We start from the raw sequence: 19,938 nt of genomic DNA on the forward strand, positions 1-19,938 counted from the left end.
GGCGAGATTTTCAGGCTGCCGCGATGGATTTGAGCGGCAGGACCGGGCGCACCGTGTGTAGGGCGAGTTCGAGGCTGGCATAGACACCCAGCTCGTGCTCGCGGATATGGTCGATCAGAACCCAGCGCAGGCCGCGTGGCTTGATCATGTAGGCAGGGTCTGCGTTCTCGCGAACCCAGATCAGGATATGGGCCACAGCTTCGTCGCGTCCTTCGAAACACTCAGTCTCGATATCGGCATCACATAGCCCCATGGCCATACCGGCCTGCAGCCACTGCGAGAGATACTCGCGATGACGGGGCAACACATTAAAGCGCAGTGGAATCACATTGCTGAGAGGTGCTGGAGTTTCGTTCTTGGGAAACGGCAGCGTCTGGGCCATACGTTGCGTCCTCATTTCTGGTGCAACTCCGAGGCTAGACGGCAAAAGCCGCCGGTCTCAACGTTAAATTACGTCCAACGCACATTTTTTGTCATGAGATTGAAGCGGTGTTGCATAAAAGCAATGGTTTGTTTCGTCTACGCGCAAATTGGGTATGCGAAACTAAAAGGCCGATTTTTACCTGATATATTCCATGTTTATGAATTATATAGAGTATTCATCTAATTTGCGTCTTGTATTCATGCCTCTCGTTGGTTGGGAGACACTTGCCTTGAGGCCGATGCTTCGCCTCAGCCCGATTTTCTCGCATAGAGTTCTTTGGGCCATCTACGATGTAGCCAAAGCCAGCATCCCGGTATTTCCCTGATCCATTTTTCGAGACGGTCATTCAGTTGCTGGGTCAGTGATCCGATCTCATCCTGCCTCGGCATAGACTGATCGGGCATCAGCACGGGGCCGACCTCCAGATGAAGCCGGGCGGGCCCCAATCTGATGATTCGCCCGGTCACGATCGGGCAGTCATATTTCACCGCAAAGGTCGCCGCAGCCGATGCTGTCATGGCAGGCAGGTTGAAAAACCGGCACTCGATGCCATCATTCATCTTCTGGTCACCGAGAATGCCCAGATGCCCGCCTTGTGCGAGGTGGCGCAGCGCAAGCCTCGCGCCTTTGGCGCCCTTGGCAAACATGGGCACGTCGCATCCCATTGCCTTTGCCCGCAGATCAATGATCAGCCTATCGATCAGAGGATTGCCTGCGGCGCGATAGAAAGAGGCAAAGGGCAGGCCATGTCGTGCCACCACCGGGGGAAGCATTTCCCAGTTGCCGATATGACCGGAGAAGAAAATGACCGGCTTCTTTGTCGCGGCCATTTCCTCAAGGATATGGGCATTGGCAATGCTCCAGCCCGGACCGGTTGCCGTATCCTGTTTCAACCGGGCCAGATGCGGAAACTCGGCAACGGTGCGGCCGAGATTGTCCCATACATCGCTGATGATCTGCGCCCGCTCTGCTGCTGTGGTTTTCGGCATTGCCAGGGCAATATTGGCATCGGCCACACGTGAGACCGGCAGGCGAGGACCAATCTTGCGGGCCAGCCACCCACCCAGATTGGAGGCGGTGGCCGGATTGAGGCAGGAAAGCCCGGTCAGACAGAGACGCGCCACAGCATATTCGGCACGGTGTAGCAGGGTGACGGCAGGTTTCTCGCTCATAAGGCGGCTCTACACATTCGTCAGGAGCAGGTCCAGCAGCCTTTCCGGTGCTTCAGGATCGGCCCAGAGCAGTTCGACATCAATCACGACGACGTCGCTGCGTAGCCAGTCCGGAAGTTTTACCCAGTCCTTTCTTGTGGTCACCAGAACGGCGCCGGGCTGATGCGAAAGCACGGACAGGCGCCGGCAATCGCGCTCGGTGTAGTCATGATGATCGTCAAAGGTGATCATGCGCATTGGGGCTGCCCCGGCATCTGACAGCATGTCGAAAAACTTGCCCGGACGCCCGATACCGGCAAACGCGATGACTTGCTTGCCCTGTAATCGCCTGATGGCAGCCGAGGGGATCAGTTTTGCGGCGAGGCATGGCAGATGAGGGGGGAGGCGTGTCGCGAGTGCTGTGTCGTCGCGTCCGATCAGCACGACCGCATCCGCACGGCTCAGTCCCTTGGACACCGGCTCGCGCAGTGGCCCGGCGGGAAGGGTGCGTCCGTTTCCGAGGCCTGCACCACCATCGATCGTGATCAGCCTGAGCGTCTGGCGCAGGCTGAGATTTTGCAGCCCGTCATCCATCACCAGACATGTGGCGCCTGACTCGGCGGCGAGCCTCGCTGTCTCCGCCCGATTGGCGCCAATCCAGACCGGAAATTGCTGAGCGAGCATGAATGGTTCATCGCCTACGTCTTGCGCTGTGTGGTGGGCGGTGTCGACGCGCAACGGGCCTTGCAATTTTCCGCCATAGCCCCGGCTCAGGATGTGAGGTTTCTCGCCGCGGTTTTCGAGGCGACGGGCCAGATCATGCACAAGAATGGTCTTGCCGGTCCCGCCGACGCTCAGATTGCCGCAGCACAGAACGGGCAGGGGCGAGACAGCAGGAGAGGCGCGCAGCGTCCGGATATGCGCCAGGGTTCCGACGATCCATGACGCAGGGGCGAGTGCCCGGGCCTGCCAGCCAGGATTCTCCTCTTTCCAGAAATGCGGTGGACCCAATTTCAGGCGCACAGCGCGTCAATCCTGTCGAGCAGGGCTGCTGGGACAGCTTCCTGCGAGGCAATGGCGGCTTGCGCCTGCCGGGCCTTGGCCTGCCATGTTGTCGGGTTATCCACCACTGCTCCGATCCACTCAGCCAGATCCTGTTCACCCTTAATAGCTGTCACGAAGCCCCCGAGTTTCTCGAAAGCAGGGCGAAAATTGCCGTGGTAGGGCCCTGTTGCCAGCACGACATCAAGCCGGACGGGCTCGAACGGGTTATGGCCGCCACCGGAAGGGAGGAGTGAATTGCCGATCAGGGCGCAATCGGCCAGACGATAGAACAGGCCGAGTTCGCCAAGCGTATCGGCAATCCAGACCGGGTCGGCGTCAGAGGGCTTTTGTCCGAGTGACCGTCGCGGCGGAGACGGCGTGGCGAGCGTGGCGATCTGCTCCGCCCGTACAGGATGCCTGGGGGCGATAATCGTCAGAAGGTCAGGCAGGGTGCGACGCGCCAGAGCTGCTGCGCGCAGGACGATTTCATCCTCGCCTTCATGGGTGGAGGCTGCCAGAAAAACCGGTCTGTTTCCGATTTGGGCCCTAAGCGCGGCCAGTTCTCCCTGGTCGACCGAAGGGGGCGGCGCATTCTGTTTGAGATCGCCGAAACATACGACATCGCGCACACCCAGCGCGGCGAAATGGCGGGCATCTTCTGCGCCACGTGCCGCGACAAAAGCGAGGCGTTTGAAAAGTGGCGGCGCGAAACGCTTCATTTTCTGCCAGCGCTGCCAGGAACGTGCGGAGAGGCGACCATTGAGAACGCCTACAGGGATGGCGCGGCGCGTACAGGCAAGAATGATACCCGGCCAGAGTTCGCTATCGGTCAGCAGCAGGGCCGAGGGACGCCAGTGATCGAGAAAACGCTTTGTCCAGAGCGGTACGTCATAGGGGATGAACTGGTGGATCAGTCGCGATGCCAGCGGACCGGCCTGGCGTTGATAGGCGGCGATGATATCCGCGCCGCTGGTCGTGGCGGTGGTGATCAGAAAATAATGCGTCGGATGGCGTTCCGCCAGGGCCGCGATAAGCGGCAGGATCGAATGCGTTTCTCCGACGCTGGCGGCGTGAAGCCAGAGAATGGTGCCTTGCGGGCGTGCCAGTCCGGTGCGTCCGCGTCGCTCCGGCAACCGGTCGAGCCGTTCCTTCCCCCGGCGCAGACGGATCAGTGACATGGCGCGTAGTGCGGGAAGCAGGGCCGTACCCAGTGCCTTCCACAGGCGATCGGCGAGTGTGGCGCGTCCCAGGGCGAGACTACTCTCTGCGCGAGCCGAGAGTGTCTTCAGCTTTGCAGCTATCTCGTCACCCGTCATGGGATAGGTGCATGGCGCGCCGTAAAGCAGATAGCCGCGCCCGAAAGGAAGCGGTACCCTTAGTCGGTCCCAGCTGGGAAGGGTGAAGCCAGTGCAGGCGGCTCCGATGGGCACTAGTGGTTTTCCGGTAAGGCGCATAAGGGTTTCCGTGCCCGCCTGCACGGTCTCGGCCGGGCCGCGTGGACCGTCCGGGGTGATCATGAAGATCGCACCGTTTTTGAGGGCGGTGCACGCCTCACGCAGCGCACGGCTGCCACCCTTGTTCTTGCCGTTGCGGTCGCTCGAGCCTTCGATGCTCGCAATATTCCATGGGGCGATGAGATCGCTGATGAAGCGACCGTCGCGGTTACGACTGATCATGACCGTGATGGGCAGGTCGGGCTTCTGATGATGCGCCCAACGGCACATGGCAGGCAGCATCAGAAGTGTCCGGTGCCATGCTGCGGTGATGCAGCCGTCTGCAAGACGTTCGGATGTCTGCAGGAGAGACGGGAAGGATTCCGGCGCGCCGGTGATTGTCCAGCGCGTCGTGCGGATCGTCAGGTCGACATAAAAGCGCGCCAGAACGAGAAGAGAGCGACCTGCCGCGCGTTTCAGGCTGATGCGGTTCATTCGGCGTCTGAAAGGAAAGCACGCATCATGCGGCGGTAGCATGTCCGACGCAGTATGGCAAAATCCTCAGCGGCTCATGAGCACGGTCAGCTCGGCATGTTCCAGAATATGACGTGTGGCCCCGCCAAGGATCATCTGGCGCAGGCGGGAATGCGAGTAGGCCCCCATTGTCAGCATGTCTGCACCGAAATCGGCACAGGCTGCCAGAATACCGGCACCGACATCCCGGTCGATCCCCTTGAAGACCCTGATTTCGGCCTCGACGCCGTGCAGTCTGAGATAATCCTGCACCGTATCGGCTTCCGGGCCGCGCCGGTGGTAGTCGACACTGGTCAGGATCTGCACCGCCTCGGCGCGTTTGGCATAGGGAATGGCGCCGCGCAGCGCCGATGCGGCTTCTGCCGTCCCGTTCCACGCGATGCAGAGGCGGTTGCCCGAACTGACCGGCGGGCTGGGCGGAGCGATGACGAGAGGGCAGCCACTGTCATACAGTACGGCGTGCAGAACCTCTGAAGCGCGCGCATTATCATTCGGGCCGAGATGGGGCATCAGCGTAATGTCGGACAGACGTGCGCGCCAGGTAACGGCTTCATGCTCCGAGCCCGTCAGGAATTCGAGAGAGGCGCTCAGGCGGGACTGGGTGAGTGGGTCATTCTCAAGGAAGCCCTGTTTGGGCTCGATATCGTTTTCCTTGACGAACGCGTCGAATTTCAGCCGCACCTGCAGCATGCGCCTATGCGCCTCGTGCTCGGCGGCTTCCATCATCTCGTTGATCATTGAACTCGACAGGCCTTCGCCGGTCAGGGCTGCCATTTCATTGGGGTCGTCGCCGACGAGCACGGTCGAGAGATGGGCATTGAAAGCACGGGCATGGAGAAGCCCCACGCGCAGAACGGCATCGATATTGCCTGCGCCATTGAGCGGGACGAGGATGTTTCGGACGTCGTTTGCCATGGAAAGTCTCGCTTGATGTTCGTTCGCTGAAAAGAGAGGGAACGCCCGCAAGCATTCCCCGGTATGAAGGTCACTCAGGGGTAGAGGCGCGTCACAGCCCAGTCATTTTCCTGTCGTGTCCAGGTGGCGCGGTCATGCATCCGGTAGGGACGGTCCTGCCAGAATTCCATCTGCTGTGGCACGAGCCTGAAGCCGGACCAGTTGGCGGGGCGCAGGGGCTCCTGTCCTTCGAAACGCGCTGTGACCTGTCTGATGCGGTCTTCGAATTCGGCACGATCGGCCAGCGGGCGTGACTGATCGGAAGCAATGGCACCGATGCGCGAATTGCGGCTGCGGCTGGCGAAATAGCGATCCGCCTCTTCCTCGCTTACCGGTTCGACAGGGCCTTCGATGCGGATCTGACGGCGAAGCGACTTCCAGTGAAAAAGCAGTGCGGCATGGGGATTTGCAAGAAGCTCGCCACCCTTGCGGCTTTCCAGATTGGTATAGAAAACGAAACCGCGCTCATCAGCCCCCTTGAGCAGGATCATGCGCACTGACGGCACGCCAGACTCCGTGGCCGTTGCGATGGCCATGGCATTCGGGTCGTTCGGTTCGCTCGCCTCGGCTTCCTTCATCCATTCTGCAAAAAGCACGAACGGGTCTGCGTCGAGCGGAATAAGGGGAAGGGTGGCTTCGTCGGGCATGGTAATGTGCCTCCTGCTTGTCTTCGTTCCGTCTTTGTCGCCCCCTCTAACGTGTCATCTCCAGACTTGTTTGCGCAGCGGGCATGTGCGACGTAGCGGTTCGTTATTATTTCTTTTGCTGACATTAACCGGGATCTGCCTCATGTCCACCGCTTCGTTCGATCTCCCCACCGGGACGCTGATGACGGGCAAGCGCGGCCTTGTGATGGGCGTCGCCAATGACCGCTCCATCGCCTGGGCCATCGCTTCAGCCTGCGCTGCTCAGGGGGCAGAGCTCGCCTTTACCTATCAGGGTGAAGCGCTGGGCAAGCGGGTCAAGCCTCTAGCAGAAAGCGTCGGGGCTTCGCTGGTCATCCCCTGCGATGTCAGCGATGACGCCGATATCGACCGTGCTTTCGACGAAATCGAGAAGGAATGGGGCAAGATCGACTTCGTCGTTCATGCCATTGGCTGGGCCGACAAGCAGTACCTGCGTGGGCGCTATGTCGATACGCCTCGCGATGCCTTCCTGAAGGCGATGGATATCTCGTGCTTCTCGTTCACTGCTGTTGCGCGCCGCGCAGCTGCGCTCATGACCGATGGCGGCTCACTGCTGACCCTCTCTTATCTGGGTGCCGAGCGTGTCATGCCTCATTACAATGTGATGGGTGTTGCCAAGGCAGCGCTTGAGGCTTCCGTGCGCTACATGGCCGCCGATCTGGGCAAGGACAATATTCGCGTCAACGCGATCTCTGCCGGTCCGATCATGACTCTCGCCGCTAACGGCATTGGTGATTTCCGCTACATCCTGCGCTGGAACCAGCTCAACGCGCCGATGGAGCGTAATGTGTCGCTCAAGGATGTCGGCGGTTCGGGCCTGTATTTCCTGTCTGATCTCTCTTCGGGCACCACTGGCGAGGTTCATCACGTCGATTGCGGCTACCACGTGGTTGGCATGAAGAACCCGACAGCGCCCGATATCGCCGTCGCATCTTCAGAAGGCTGAGATGTCGGATAACAGTTTTGGCACGCTGTTCCGGGGCACGACCTGGGGCGAAAGCCATGGCCCCGCCATTGGCTGCGTCATTGATGGGTGCCCTCCGGGCATTGCCCTGAGCGAGGCCGACATCCAGCCCTGGCTGGATCGTCGGCGACCCGGTCAGTCGAAATTCACCACGCAGCGTCAGGAGGCCGATCAGGTCCGTATCCTGTCCGGTGTGTTTGAGGGCAGGACGACGGGGACCCCGATCTCGCTAATGATCGACAATACCGATCAGCGTTCGAAAGACTATTCCGACATCGCTCTGCGTTATCGACCCGGGCATGCCGACGTTACGTATGATCTGAAATATGGCCATCGCGACTATCGTGGTGGTGGGCGTTCCTCGGCGCGCGAGACGGCCTGTCGGGTTGCCGCCGGGGGCGTTGCCCGACGGGTGATAGCTGAACTGCTTGGTGAGGAAGCCCAGATCAGGGCGGCTCTCGTTCAGGTTGGGGGGCTTGCTATCGATCGCAGCCGCTGGGACTGGGACGAGGTTCTGCGCAACCCGCTTTTCTGTCCTGATCCGATTACGGCCATCGAATGGGAAGGTCTGCTCTCCAGCGTGCGCAAGGACGGGTCTTCCATCGGGGCGCTGGTTGAAGTCGTCGCTGAAAACTTCCCGGCCGGTCTGGGTGCGCCGCTCTATGGCAAGCTCGATGCGGATATCGCCTCGGGTCTGATGGGTATCAACGGCGTCAAGGCTGTTGAGATCGGCGAGGGGTTCGGTGTGGCCACCTTGCGTGGCGAAGAGAATGCAGACCCGATGCGTATGCATGATGGTGTTCTGCATTTCGAGGGCAATCGCGCCGGGGGTATTCTCGGGGGTATTTCTACCGGGCAGCCCATTACCGCACGCTTTGCGATCAAGCCGACCAGCTCAATCCTTGTGCCTGTGCCGTCAGTCAACCGTCATGGCGAAAATATCGATGTCATGACCAAGGGGCGTCATGACCCCTGTATCGGTATCCGGGCCGTGCCGGTGGCAGAGGCCATGATGGCCTGCATTCTGGTCGATCATCTGTTGCGTGATCATGCCCAGAACAGCTGGCATCGCAACCGCAGCTGAATTTGCGTCGCGGGTCATGGCCGCTTTGAGAGAAGCGGCCATGAAGCCTGTTCAGCCCAGAGTTGCTGTCAGGGTAATCTCAGTCTTGAAGAGCTGCGAAACGGGGCAGCCATTTTTCGCCTTGGTGGCAAGCTCCTCGAACTTCGTCTGATCGGCGCCGGGAACGCTGCCCTTGAGATCGAGATGGATCTTGGAGATCTCGAAACCGGACTCGGTCTTGTCGAGCGAGACGGTTGCCTTGGTCTCAAGCGAGGTAGCCGTCAGACCGGCTTCGCCGAGAATCATCGAGAGCGCCATGGTGAAGCAGCCAGCATGGGCTGCGCCGATCAGTTCCTCGGGATTCGTGCCCGGCTTGTCTTCAAAACGGGTGTTGAAGCCGTAGGGCTGGTTTGACAGCGCGCCGCTCTGGGTCGAGATGCTGCCCTTGCCATCCTTGAGGCCGCCACTCCACTGGGCGCTGGCTGATTTCTTGATCGTCATTGCAAGATCTCCTGCTTTTCCGGGCCCGATCCGGGCCGGTTGCTCAGCCAACGCGGCGCAACGCGAAATGTTCATCGCGCATCCTGTGACATCGCGGCCACGCTCTCTGACGGAGTGAAAAAACCTCAGCCATGGAACCTTAGGTTCCTCAAGGGCTTCTTGCCCTGTCAACACCATATGTAGTGTTGGGGGTGAAATTTAACCCGATATATTGCTTGTCTCGGGGGCGGCTCTTGCGCCAAGAGGACACTCTGAATTTGGGATTTCGGTCCCGGTTAGATCTTGGGGAGATGGCCCGTGAGCCTGCTAGACGACACGACCAGTGAGACTGTTTCTGCATCGGCTGACGTGCTGCCCGAGCCTTGTGACCGCGCACCGCAGCAGATCGAGGCCGAGCCGGACATGTTCGACGATGTGGTGCAGCTTGAAGGCCATCATCCAGTCCGCGTCAACCGCTCTCGCGATGCTCTTCTGACCGATTTCGGTCGTGCGACGCTCGATAACCGCTATCTGCTGCCGGGTGAGCATTACCAGGATCTGTTTGGCCGCGTGGCGTCCTATTATGGTGCCGACGCAGCCCATGCGCAGCGCCTGTATGACTATATCTCGCAGCATTGGTTCATGCCTGCCACGCCGGTCCTGTCCAATGGCGGCACCACGCGTGGTCTGCCTATCTCCTGCTTCCTGAACGAGGCGGATGACAGCCTGCGCGGTATTGTCGATCTCTGGAATGAGAATGTCTGGCTGGCGTCGAAGGGTGGCGGCATTGGCTCGTATTGGGGCAATCTGCGTTCGATCGGTGAAAATGTCGGCAAGAACGGCAAGACCTCGGGCGTCATTCCGTTCATTCGTGTCATGGACAGCCTGACACTGGCCATTTCGCAGGGCTCGCTGCGCCGTGGTTCGGCTGCGGTCTATCTGCCGGTCTGGCACCCCGAAGTTGAGGAATTTGTTGAGATGCGTCGCCCCACGGGTGGCGATCCGAACCGCAAGGCGCTCAATCTTCATCATGGTGTGCTGATCACGGATGATTTCATGCGCGCCGTTGAGCAGGATGCCGAATGGGGCCTGCGCTCGCCGAAGGACATGTCCATCGTCCGCAGCATCTCCGCGCGCCAGCTCTGGATCCGTATCCTGACGGCCCGTATGGAGCAGGGCGAGCCCTACATCATCTATTCGGATCACGTGAACAAGGCGCGCCCCGAGCATCACAAGCTTGCCGGACTGGAGGTAAAAACCTCCAATCTCTGCGCGGAAATTACACTGCCCACGGGCCTTGATCATCACGGCAAGAACCGTACGGCTGTATGCTGTCTGTCGTCGCTCAATCTCGAGACCTGGGACGAGTGGAAAGACAACCCGCAATTCATCGAAGACGTCATGCTCTTCCTTGATCGCGTGCTGCAGGACTTTATCGACCGCGCACCCGATGACATGGAGCGTGCGCGTTATGCCGCCATGCGCGAGCGTTCGGTCGGTCTGGGTGTAATGGGGTTCCACTCCTTCCTCCAGGCGCGCAACATCCCGTTTGAGAGCGTGATGGCCCGCGTATGGAACAAGCGTATTTTTGAGCAGATCAAGACTCAGGCCGATGCGGCATCGAAGCATCTGGCCGAGGTATTGGGACCGTGTCCTGACGCCGAGGAATACGGCTTTATGGAGCGTTTCTCGAACAAGATGGCCATCGCACCGACAGCGTCGATCTCGATTATCGCCGGCAATGCCAGCCCCGGTATCGAGCCGATCTCGGCCAATGTGTTCCTGCAGAAGACGCTTTCCGGCTCGTTCACCGTGCGTAACCGCCATCTGCTCAAGCTTCTGGAACAGAAGGGCCAGAATAATGATGCGGTCTGGTCATCCATCACACTGAACAAGGGGTCGGTCCAGCATCTGGATTTCCTCACCCAGGATGAGAAGGATGTTTACAAGACGGCCTTTGAACTGGATCAGCGTTGGGTGATCGAACACGCGGCCGACCGTGCGCAGTTCATCTGCCAGGCACAGTCGATCAATGTGTTCCTTCCGGCCGATATCCATAAGCGCGATCTGCACCAGATTCATTATCTGGCATGGAAGCGTGGTGTGAAGTCGCTCTATTATTGCCGCTCGCTTTCGATCCAGCGTGCTGATGCTGTGAGCGACATGGCCCTCAAGACCAATATTCTCGAGGAAGAAGACTACAGCTCGAATGCGGCTGAAGCTGCCAAGAAGCCCGTGGCGACGACAAGCTATGAAGAATGCCTGTCATGTCAGTAAGAGCTTTCACCCTCGCGGCCTGTCTTCTCGGAATCATGCCTGTAAGTCTCTGTGCAGGAGCAGCATGGGCCGATGAGGCGCAGTCTGGTGCCTCGACTATCCTGCGCGGCCTGGTCACGATAAAAGGCAGGATCGACCTGCCTGCGAATGCCCAGCTGGCGGTGATGCTCGACGATGTCAGCCTGGCTGATGCGCCTTCGATCACGTTGAGTAAGACCGTTTTCGCGCCCGTTGGCACGCAGAGCTTCGGCTATGCACTCTCCTATGATCCGGCAGCCTTCAAACCGGGTCATCGCTACGCGTTGCGCGCCGAGATCCGGGCCGATGGTCGACTTCTCTATATCAGCAAGGAAGCCATCATGGCGACCGGCACGGTACCCGCCGAAGGGACGATCGTTGTCGAGCCCGTGACAACGCTTCTCCCGACGGCGTTGATCGGAAACTGGAAGATCGACGCCGTAGGCGAAAAGCCGACCAGCGCTGAGGCGCCCGCTTTCATGGTGTTCCGGGCTGACGGATTTCTTTCGGGCACAGGCGGATGCAACCGCATGATGGGCCATGTCAGCGCAACCGGGCAGAGCCTCACTTTCGGGCCGATTGCCGGAACCCGCATGGCCTGCCCCGGCATACGCATGACGCAGGAAGATGCCGTTTTTGCCGCAGCGTCTCAGGTCAAATCCTGGCGTATGGCACAAGACAGGCTTCTGCTTGATGACGCGCAGGGCAGCACGGTTCTGACCCTGAGCCGCAACGAAACCGGCGGCCATGCCGCCAAGACACAGACAAAGCATACCAGAGTCAGGAAAAGCCAATGAGTGAGACACAGAACCAAGGCGCCCCGCTCGCCGAGGAGCAGCATTTCGATCTCATGACCGCCAATCCGGTCTACAAGCCATTCCGGTATCCCTGGGCCTATGATGCGTGGCTGATCCAGCAGCGCGTTCATTGGCTGCCGGAAGAAGTGCCTCTGGCCGATGATGTGAAAGACTGGCATCGCACGCTGAGCGAAGGCGAGCGTCATCTGGTGACACAGATCTTCCGCTTCTTCACCCAGGCTGACGTCGAGGTGAACTCGGCGTACATGAAGTATTACAGCCAGGTCTTCAAGCCGACCGAAGTGCTGATGATGCTGTCATCGTTCTCGAATATCGAGACGATTCACATCGCGGCCTATTCGCATCTTCTTGACACCATCGGCATGCCGGAGACGGAGTATTCGGCGTTCCTGAAATACAAGGAGATGAAGGACAAGTATGATTTCATGCAGTCCTTCAACATCAACAACAAGCGCGAAATCGCCAAGACCATGGCGGCGTTCGGCGCCTTCATGGAAGGGCTGCAGCTTTTTGCCTCCTTTGCAATTCTGCTGAACTTCCCGCGCTTCAATAAGCTCAAGGGCATGGGCCAGATCGTCTCGTGGTCTGTGCGTGACGAGACTCTTCACTGCCTCTCGATGATCCGCCTGTTCCGTACGTTCGTGCGTGAGAACAGCGAGATCTGGACCGAGGATTTCCGCGCTGAACTGGCAGAGATCTGTGCCACGACGGTTGAGCATGAAGACGCCTTCATCGATCTCGCTTTCGAGATGGGGGATGTCGAGGGGCTGAGCGCCGAGCAGGTGAAGCGCTATATCCGCTTCATTGCCGATCGTCGCATGACTCAGCTCGGGCTCGATCCTTTCTATGGCATCGAAGAAAACCCGCTGCCCTGGCTCGACGACATGCTCAATGCTGTCGAGCACGCGAATTTCTTCGAAAACCGCGCCACTGAATACTCCCGCGCATCCACCACAGGATCATGGGAAGAGGCTTTCGAGGCGGATGTGTTCGCCTCCTGAGAACAGGGGAGGGGGAAACCCCTCCCTTTTTTTTATGCACTTCTTTGATATTCTTCACCTGAGGTGTCTTGTTTGGTGGTGGAAATGCGGAACTCTTGTTTCCGATCAAGAAATGGCGTGATCTCTGTGTGATCATATCAAGTAATGGTGTCAGAACCTGGGTCTGGTTCTGAACGTTCTTCTTCTGCCGTGATTTTCATGATCCGGAGAGGAACAAAATGGCTGTCACCGTAAAAAACAAGACCGTATTCATCACCGGGGCTGGCGCAGGAATCGGGCGTGGCACGGCACTCCTTTTTGCGGAGGAGGGGGCGAAAGTCGTTGCGACCGACGTCGATATGAGCGGGCTGGAAGAAACCCAGACTCTCGTAAGGCAGGCAGGGGGCGATATCCTGATCCTGCAGCACGATGTCACATCAGAAGAGCAGTGGCTCGCCGCCTACGCCCAGGCGAAAGAGCGTTTCGGCGGCATCGAAGTGCTGGTCAATAACGCGGGTATCTACATTATCGCACCCGTTACCGAGATCACGCTCGAGACATGGAACCGCCTGATGGCGATCAATGTCACGGGTGTCTTTCTTGGTGCCAAGCATGTCGTGCCCTATCTTGCAGAGCGCAAAGGGGGCGCAATCATCAATCTCTCCTCTATCGCCGGTCTCAGGGGCTCGACCGGGCATGCGCTTTACGGCGCCTCCAAAGGGGCGGTGAGGATCATGACCAAGGATCTTGCTGCGGAGCTGGCGCCGCAGAATATCCGCGTCAACTCGGTGCATCCCACCTATGTCAAAACGGCTATGGCCGATTATGCCGAAAAGACACTTGGCGTGAGTGCGGACGAGTTGGGGCGTCATCTCAACCCGCTCGGTCGCCTCGCCGATGTCGCCGACATCGCCAACATGATCGTCTTTCTTGCCGCTGATGAATCGGCCTATCTCACAGGCTCGGAATTTGTCGTCGATGGTGGTGGCACCTCGGTCTTCACGCCACGCTGATGGATATCGGGGAGGCCTCACGGCCTCCCGTCAGCTGGTCTTGGGGGAGGCTCCTCACGAGAGAGCGTTCGCCTCGCGCAGGATAGCTTCGCTTTGCGCGGTATATCCCCCCTCGTCGCGATGCAGCACCAGACCGGGCAGGAGGGAAAACATCCCTCTGCCGCCCTGTATGGCCCTCAGGAGAACAATCTTGGCCGCGCGTCCCTGCTTGGGCCAAAGTGGCAGCAAGGTGAGGCTTCCGAAGCCCGAATGGCGCAGTGCTTCGCAGGCACGGTCGACGACCGATGCCGGGAGCGCAAGGGTCAGGCTACCGCCGGGCAGCACCCAGCGTGCCAGTGTGGTGATCCATTCTTCCCAGCCGCCTTCCGGCATTGTCATGGCGAGACGTCTCCTGGCATCGCTGGCACTCGTATGATCAGCCGGATGCCAGGGGGGATTGGCCATGGCGTGATGGAAACGGCCATTATCGCCTGGGGTTAGTTGCCGCAGGGCAGGCGGGATATCAGGAATGCTGCCATGCAGGATCGTCACCCGCGTGGCACAGTCGTTGTCACGCATGTTCTGCATGGCCAGTTGCGCGGTCGCTCCATCGGCTTCCAGCCCAACCCCTCTGACATCCTGACAGCGCGAGGTGAGGCAGAGAAGCCCGGCCCCCGCGCCGCAACCGGCTTCCAGTACGCTCTGTCCTGGCTGGGCCGGAACGAAAGCTGCCATCAGGACAGGTTCGATTCCCGTGCGGTAGCCCTGGGTGAATTGTCTGTAACGCACACGACGGTCGAGCAGATATCCTTCCATCGTCTCGCTTGTCGTCACTGCTGCGGCCTCAGCTTTTAGGGTGGCCGGGTTGACCGTGGGCGCAGCGCCGCTCATATGGTTTGGACTGTCCGAGAACTGGTCTTCCGGTCTGGCTGGGTCATGCATGAAGTTCGATTTCTGCCACGGTGTTTCTTAGCGCCGGCAGGAAGCCCGGCTCGTGCCTTATACTGCATCAGGGTCGTCAGTGGCCAAGTTTGAAGTGGAGATTTGCCTTGGGTGCTGCCGACAGCGTGACCGATATCAAGACACAAGACGGGTCCGGCGAATCAAGTCGTGAAAGCTCGGCCCTGCACGCGCTCTCGGCCTTTCTGAAAGAGGATATGGAGGCCTGCAATCGCGAGATCGTCGCGCGCATGCAAAGCCCCGTGCCGCTTATACCCCAGCTTGGTGCGCATCTTGTTGCGGCCGGTGGCAAGCGGCTGCGCCCGCTCCTGACACTCGCCTCAGCCCGGCTCTGTGGATACGAGCCCTCGGCACAGAACCAGCGTCATGTCGGTCTTGCTGCCTGCGTCGAGTTCATCCACACAGCGACGCTGCTTCATGATGATGTTGTTGATGAAAGCACCCTGCGCCGTGGCCTCGCTTCGGCCAATGCGGTTTTCGGCAACAAGGCATCGGTTCTTGTTGGCGATTTTCTGTTCGCCCGGTCTTTCCAGCTCATGACCGCTGATGGATCGCTGAAGGTCATGGCCATTCTCTCTGCGGCCTCTGCAACCATCGCCGAGGGCGAAGTGCTGCAGATGGCAACGCAGAATGATCTCTCCACTCCTATCGAAAAATATCTCGAAGTCATTCACGGCAAGACGGCAGCGCTTTTCGCCGCAGCCTGCCGTGTCGGTGCAGTGGTTGCCGACCGCTCGGAGCAGGAAGAAGCTGCGCTCGATGCTTATGGCACCAATCTTGGCATGGCGTTCCAGCTTGTCGATGACGCCCTCGATTATGCCGCCGACCAACAGGTTCTGGGCAAGACCGTCGGTGACGACATGCGTGAGGGCAAGATCACCTTGCCGGTACTCGCGGCTTTCCAGGCCGGGGACGAAGCCGAACGCGCTTTCTGGCTGCGCGTGATCGAGACCGGAGAGCAGACCGATGAGGATCTGCCCCATGCGCTCGGCCTCATCGAGAAGCGCGGTGCCATCCAGACAACGATCGACCGGGCGCGCGTTTATGCCGATGCTGCCATCGAGGCGCTATCCATCTTCCCTGACAGCCCGATACGGCAGCTGATGATCGATGCTGCTTCCTACACGGTCAGCCGCGTCAACTGAGCCTTTCCGCCGCCTGTCAGGAGGCGGCTCTCAGGGCGTGAGCGCGCCTTCCAGCAAAGTGATGTCGTGATAGCCCAGCCGGGCAATCGCCTGTTTCAGCGCCGCACTATCGGCGGCTGGCCCGGTCAGCGTAAGGCTTTCAGGCAGGTCCCTGCGTCCGGGTTGCTCACGACGCATTTCGAGCACCCGGTTGACCTGCTGGGCGACAGGCAGGGCAGGATCGAGCCAGTTGATATCCGGCGGGCAGAGACGCAGGAAGGCATCGGTCAGAAACGTGTAGTGCGTGCAGCCGAGGCCAATCGTGTCGATTTTCTGCCCCTGAGGGGCCTCGAACAGATGGCGTAATTCTCCGGCAACCAGAGCATCGTCGACAGGCCGGCCGAGAAAGGCCTGCTCTGCCAGATCTGCCAGAGTGCGGGCGCCATGCACGATCATTTCGCAATCAGCCGCGTAGCTGTCTCTCAGGCTGCGAAGATACGGGCGTCTCGCCGTGCCTCGCGTCGCCAGAAGCCCGAAGACACGGCTCTGGCTGACTCGGGCCGCCCAGCGCACCGGTGGTACGCAGCCAACGAACGGCACGTCAAACCGGGCTCTGAGCGCATCCAGCGCGATCGTGCTGGCAGTATTGCACGCAATAAGCACGACATCGGGGCGCAGATGGGCAATGCGCTCCTCCATGAGGGAGAGAAGACGCCTGACCAGCAGGGAATCTTCCTGCTCGCCATAGGGAAACAGCGCGTTATCGGCGAGATAGTCGATGCGCGTGTCTTCCGGCAGGGTCGTGCGCAGGGCCTGCACAACGGCGAGCCCCCCAATGCCCGAGTCAAAGGCAAGCACACGTCCCGGAGGGAGAGACAAATCAGCCTTCCGCCTTGGCCTTGAGGGCCGCGGCTTCTTCAGCACCGCCCACACCACCATGGGCCTTCGACCAGCCACAGGGATCTTCAAGGAAGCGACGGACCTCATGGATGTCGCTTTCGGAGAAGTAGTTCGCGCCCGAGCAGGCCTCGAGCACATCCCACCAGGTGCAGAGCGAATGCAGCGAGACATTCATGTCGGCAAGGGTCTTCTGGGCGCCGGGGAACACACCATAGAAGAAGACGACAAAGGTGTGATCGATGATCGCCCCTGCTGAACGCAGGGCATTGGCGAAGCGGACCTTGGAGGCCCCATCGGTCGTCAGATCCTCGACCAGAAGGGTGCGCATTGATTCCGGCACATCGCCCTCGATCTGGGCGTTACGGCCAAAGCCCTTGGGCTTTTTGCGCACATAGGCCATGGGGGCCATCATGCGGTCTGCAATCCAGGCGGCAAACGGAATGCCGGCTGTCTCACCGCCGACCACGCAGTCGATGCTCTCATAGCCGATATGACGACCGATCTTCTCGACAGCCAGTTCGACGATCTTGGCGCGGGCGCGGGGAAAGAAAATGATCTTGCGGCAGTCGATATAGACAGGCGACTTCCAGCCCGAGGTCAGGGTGTAGGGCTCTTCAGGGCGGAAATTGATGGCCTTGATTTCAAGCAGGATACGCGCCGTCGTGAGCGCAGCGTCCCGGTCCCATTGTGTCTGACGGACTGCGCCACCGTTGATCTCGTTGCTGAGAGCCATCTGTTATTACTCCATGATCTTACTGGCGTGCAGGATTATCCGTCCTTAACGAGAAAAGTAAGAGAAATAAGAAGAGAAAATCCTCGCGCTTTCGTTCGATAGGCGATGCTTGCATTTACCATCGGAAAAGATTTACAATGCGCTAATTGATAATAATTCTCAACTAGGATCAGTTTGCGTGACTGTTGACCTCAACCGCATTTCCCGAAAGTGCGAACGCGCTGTTATCACAGCGTATGAAGAGCTGCGGGATGTGGGCCAGCCTGATATTCAGGCTTTTACCGCATGCACGACCCTTTATCGCATTCACCATCCCGAAGCCTCGCTGAACGAAGCACGTCGTCTGGTTTCGGAATGGATCGACCACCATATCGTCCGTCAGGACAAGGGCGCCACACCCGGATGTGACTGCTAGCCTTCGGTCTGGTTTTTCACCGAAGACATGATGCCCGGGCTTTCTGGCCCAGGCAAAGAAAAAGCCGGAGAGAAATCTCCGGCTTTTTTCGTATCAGGGCGTGACGCCGCTCAGCTGCGTCGGCATTGCGGAATATAGTCGCGACGGGCTTCACCCACATAAAGCTGGCGAGGGCGGCCGATACGCTGGCCGGGTTCCTCGATCATCTCGCGCCACTGGCTGACCCAGCCTACCGTGCGCGCCACAGCAAAGAGTACGGTGAACATCGAAGTCGGGATGCCCATCGCCTTCAGGATCAGACCTGAATAGAAATCGACATTCGGATAGAGCCGACGCTGCACGAAATAGGGATCGTTGACGGCGATTTTTTCGAGTTCTGCGGCCAGATCGAACATCGGGTCATGCTTGAGGCCAAGCTCGGCCACGACCTCGTGATAGGTCTGCTCCATGATTTTCGCGCGCGGGTCGAAATTCTTGTAGACGCGATGGCCAAAGCCCATCAGGCGCACACCGCTCTCGCGGTCCTTTACCTGGGCGATGAAGGACGGGATGTTCTCACGCGTGCCGATCTGCGCCAGCATGCCGAGAACGGCTTCATTCGCGCCGCCATGGGCGGGGCCCCAGAGCGCTGCGATACCGGCTGCGATGCAGGCAAACGGGTTCGAGCCTGTCGAGCCGACAAGGCGCACGGTCGAGGTCGAGGCATTCTGCTCATGATCGGCATGCAGGATGAGAATGCGATCAATGGCACGCGCCAGAACCGGGTTGACCTTGTATTCAGCGTTCGGCTTGGCAAACAGCATCTTCAGGAAATTTTCTGAAAAGCTGAGATTATTGTCAGGATAAACGAAAGGCTCACCAACCGTATATTTATAGGCCCATGCCGCGATGGTGGGCACTTTCGCGATCAAACGACGCGTGGAGAGATCACGCGAGGCCTCGTGCGAGATGTCGACGGCATCGGGATAGAAGGCCGAGAGCGCTGCGACGGTGCCACAGAGAATAGCCATGGGATGGGCGTCGCGACGGAAGCCATTGAAGAAATTGCGAATCTGCTCATGAAGCAGAGCCTGTTCTTTCAGATCCTGCTGGAAGCGTTCGTAATCCTCACGAGTGGGCAGCTCGCCATAGACCAGCAGATAAGCCGTCTCGGTAAAGCTCGCTTCGGTCGCCAGTTGCTCGATCGGATAGCCGCGATGCAGCAGCACGCCTTCGTCACCATCGATAAAGGTGATGGCGCTGCGGCAGGACGCCGTTTCACCATAGCCGGGATCGAAGGAAAACATCTGCGTATCGGCAGTGAGTTTGCGGATATCGATCACATCAGGGCCAAGGTTGCCCTTGAGGATCGGAAATACGGCAGAGCGCTCGCCTATGCTGAGGGTCGCCGTTTCGGGAGTGGATCCGTTTGTGTCGTGATCAGCCATGGACGTGCCTTAGGAATTTAGCCAGGAAGAGGCAATCAACTTATGGGTGAAGTACGGTGCCGAGTGTCGCCGTATTGGGTGAAAGACCGGCCCAGTCGGAGATGACTGTAAACAGGGCCGTGGTGCCGGGCTCGTACCCTTTCATCAATTCCCGGGCGATTGGCCCGTCAATCGCATCGCTTGCCAGATGACGACAGGTCTCGGCAATTGCCGGGTTGTGCCCCACGATGATCAGCGTTTTGACCGCGCCGGGTGTTTCGCGAATCAGTTCGAGAATACCGTAGAGATCGAGATCGTAAAGCGCATCGAGACCATGCACGACGCAGGATGACGGTAGGCGCCCGGCAATGGCCTGGGCAGTCTGTGTCGTACGTCTGGCCGTGCTGTGCCACAGATGGGCGCCTGAGAAATCGATCCCGATGGCTGCAAGCTTTTCGCCCAGGCTTTCTGCGTCCTGTGCGCCCCGCTCCGTCAGGGGGCGGTCACGGTCCTGAACGCCGAACAGGTCGTGCGTGGCCTGCGCATGTCTGACGAGGATGAGATGATGCGCCGTCATGTCAC

General features: G+C 59.3%; 20 protein-coding genes. 8 read left to right on the forward strand and 12 right to left on the reverse strand.

The annotated features are described in order from the left end of the window. Positions 1–10: 10 nt before the first annotated feature. The 6 genes from AAID99_RS03165 to pdxH form a co-directional block, all read right to left on the reverse strand. Complete coding sequence (locus AAID99_RS03165; RefSeq protein ID WP_188425298.1) at positions 11–382, reverse strand: hypothetical protein; 372 nt, start codon at positions 380–382, stop codon at positions 11–13. 290 nt (positions 383–672) lie between these two features. After that, the gene (locus tag AAID99_RS03170; protein WP_188425299.1) at positions 673–1,596 is read right to left on the reverse strand and encodes a lysophospholipid acyltransferase family protein; all 924 of its coding nucleotides are present in this window, start codon (positions 1,594–1,596) and stop codon (positions 673–675) included. A 9-nt stretch (positions 1,597–1,605) separates the two neighbouring features. After that, positions 1,606–2,592: a tetraacyldisaccharide 4'-kinase gene (lpxK, locus tag AAID99_RS03175; RefSeq protein WP_306414298.1), complete on the reverse strand. Its 987-nt coding sequence runs from the start codon at positions 2,590–2,592 to the stop codon at positions 1,606–1,608. After that, positions 2,589–4,547, reverse strand: a complete 1,959-nt coding sequence (locus AAID99_RS03180; protein ID WP_188425300.1) for a glycosyltransferase N-terminal domain-containing protein — start codon at positions 4,545–4,547, stop codon at positions 2,589–2,591. Before AAID99_RS03180 ends, lpxK begins: the two co-directional genes overlap by 4 nt. A 66-nt stretch (positions 4,548–4,613) precedes the next feature. Further along, a complete protein-coding gene (locus tag AAID99_RS03185) occupies positions 4,614–5,501 on the reverse strand; it encodes a universal stress protein (RefSeq protein ID WP_188425301.1) in 888 nt (295 codons plus the stop codon). Positions 5,502–5,575: 74 nt separating this feature from the next. Beyond that, positions 5,576–6,187 (reverse strand): pyridoxamine 5'-phosphate oxidase, encoded by a 612-nt coding sequence (gene pdxH, locus AAID99_RS03190; RefSeq protein ID WP_498493132.1) that lies wholly within the window; start codon positions 6,185–6,187, stop codon positions 5,576–5,578. A gap of 142 nt (positions 6,188–6,329) precedes the next feature. Here pdxH and fabI point away from each other — a divergent pair, with 142 nt between their 5' ends. Both fabI and aroC read left to right on the forward strand, forming a co-directional pair. After that, the gene (gene fabI, locus AAID99_RS03195) at positions 6,330–7,172 is read left to right on the forward strand and encodes an enoyl-ACP reductase FabI (protein WP_188425303.1); all 843 of its coding nucleotides are present in this window, start codon (positions 6,330–6,332) and stop codon (positions 7,170–7,172) included. Between the two features lies 1 nt (position 7,173). After that, positions 7,174–8,274, forward strand: a complete 1,101-nt coding sequence (gene aroC / locus AAID99_RS03200; protein WP_188425304.1) for a chorismate synthase — start codon at positions 7,174–7,176, stop codon at positions 8,272–8,274. Between the two features lie 51 nt (positions 8,275–8,325). Here aroC and AAID99_RS03205 read toward each other — a convergent pair whose 3' ends face one another. Next, positions 8,326–8,754 (reverse strand): OsmC family protein, encoded by a 429-nt coding sequence (locus tag AAID99_RS03205; protein ID WP_498493133.1) that lies wholly within the window; start codon positions 8,752–8,754, stop codon positions 8,326–8,328. A gap of 297 nt (positions 8,755–9,051) precedes the next feature. Between AAID99_RS03205 and AAID99_RS03210 the strand changes: the two genes are divergently transcribed. From AAID99_RS03210 to AAID99_RS03225, 4 genes are all read left to right on the forward strand, one after another. Continuing rightward, positions 9,052–11,010, forward strand: coding sequence for a ribonucleoside-diphosphate reductase subunit alpha (locus AAID99_RS03210; protein ID WP_371869818.1), 1,959 nt, complete (start codon positions 9,052–9,054; stop codon positions 11,008–11,010). After that, on the forward strand, positions 11,001–11,825 hold the full coding sequence (locus AAID99_RS03215; RefSeq protein ID WP_188425306.1) for an META domain-containing protein: 825 nt from the start codon (positions 11,001–11,003) through the stop codon (positions 11,823–11,825). Before AAID99_RS03210 ends, AAID99_RS03215 begins: the two co-directional genes overlap by 10 nt. After that, on the forward strand, positions 11,822–12,847 hold the full coding sequence (locus AAID99_RS03220; protein WP_188425307.1) for a ribonucleotide-diphosphate reductase subunit beta: 1,026 nt from the start codon (positions 11,822–11,824) through the stop codon (positions 12,845–12,847). Before AAID99_RS03215 ends, AAID99_RS03220 begins: the two co-directional genes overlap by 4 nt. 218 nt (positions 12,848–13,065) lie before the next feature. Beyond that, positions 13,066–13,839, forward strand: a complete 774-nt coding sequence (locus AAID99_RS03225; RefSeq protein WP_188425308.1) for an SDR family NAD(P)-dependent oxidoreductase — start codon at positions 13,066–13,068, stop codon at positions 13,837–13,839. A 54-nt stretch (positions 13,840–13,893) separates the two neighbouring features. Here AAID99_RS03225 and AAID99_RS03230 read toward each other — a convergent pair whose 3' ends face one another. Next, complete coding sequence (locus tag AAID99_RS03230) at positions 13,894–14,760, reverse strand: tRNA1(Val) (adenine(37)-N6)-methyltransferase (RefSeq protein WP_498493134.1); 867 nt, start codon at positions 14,758–14,760, stop codon at positions 13,894–13,896. Between the two features lie 107 nt (positions 14,761–14,867). Between AAID99_RS03230 and AAID99_RS03235 the strand changes: the two genes are divergently transcribed. Then, a complete protein-coding gene (locus AAID99_RS03235; RefSeq protein ID WP_229719512.1) occupies positions 14,868–15,923 on the forward strand; it encodes a polyprenyl synthetase family protein in 1,056 nt (351 codons plus the stop codon). A 30-nt stretch (positions 15,924–15,953) separates the two neighbouring features. On the opposite strand, the gene AAID99_RS03240 is transcribed toward AAID99_RS03235, so the two are convergent. Together AAID99_RS03240 and AAID99_RS03245 are read right to left on the reverse strand one after the other, a co-directional pair. After that, the gene (locus AAID99_RS03240; RefSeq protein WP_229719513.1) at positions 15,954–16,781 is read right to left on the reverse strand and encodes a glutamate racemase; all 828 of its coding nucleotides are present in this window, start codon (positions 16,779–16,781) and stop codon (positions 15,954–15,956) included. Between the two features lies 1 nt (position 16,782). Then, positions 16,783–17,535, reverse strand: a complete 753-nt coding sequence (locus AAID99_RS03245; protein ID WP_188425310.1) for an orotate phosphoribosyltransferase — start codon at positions 17,533–17,535, stop codon at positions 16,783–16,785. 178 nt (positions 17,536–17,713) lie between these two features. On the opposite strand from AAID99_RS03245, the gene AAID99_RS03250 reads away from it, so the two are divergent. Beyond that, on the forward strand, positions 17,714–17,950 hold the full coding sequence (locus tag AAID99_RS03250) for a hypothetical protein (protein WP_025841883.1): 237 nt from the start codon (positions 17,714–17,716) through the stop codon (positions 17,948–17,950). 110 nt (positions 17,951–18,060) lie between these two features. Here AAID99_RS03250 and AAID99_RS03255 read toward each other — a convergent pair whose 3' ends face one another. Together AAID99_RS03255 and AAID99_RS03260 are read right to left on the reverse strand one after the other, a co-directional pair. Further along, on the reverse strand, positions 18,061–19,377 hold the full coding sequence (locus AAID99_RS03255; RefSeq protein WP_188425312.1) for a citrate synthase: 1,317 nt from the start codon (positions 19,375–19,377) through the stop codon (positions 18,061–18,063). Between the two features lie 40 nt (positions 19,378–19,417). Beyond that, positions 19,418–19,933, reverse strand: coding sequence for a SixA phosphatase family protein (locus AAID99_RS03260; protein ID WP_498493135.1), 516 nt, complete (start codon positions 19,931–19,933; stop codon positions 19,418–19,420). Positions 19,934–19,938 lie beyond the last annotated feature (5 nt).

Source organism: Asaia sp. Ae19-3 (assembly GCF_059801175.1).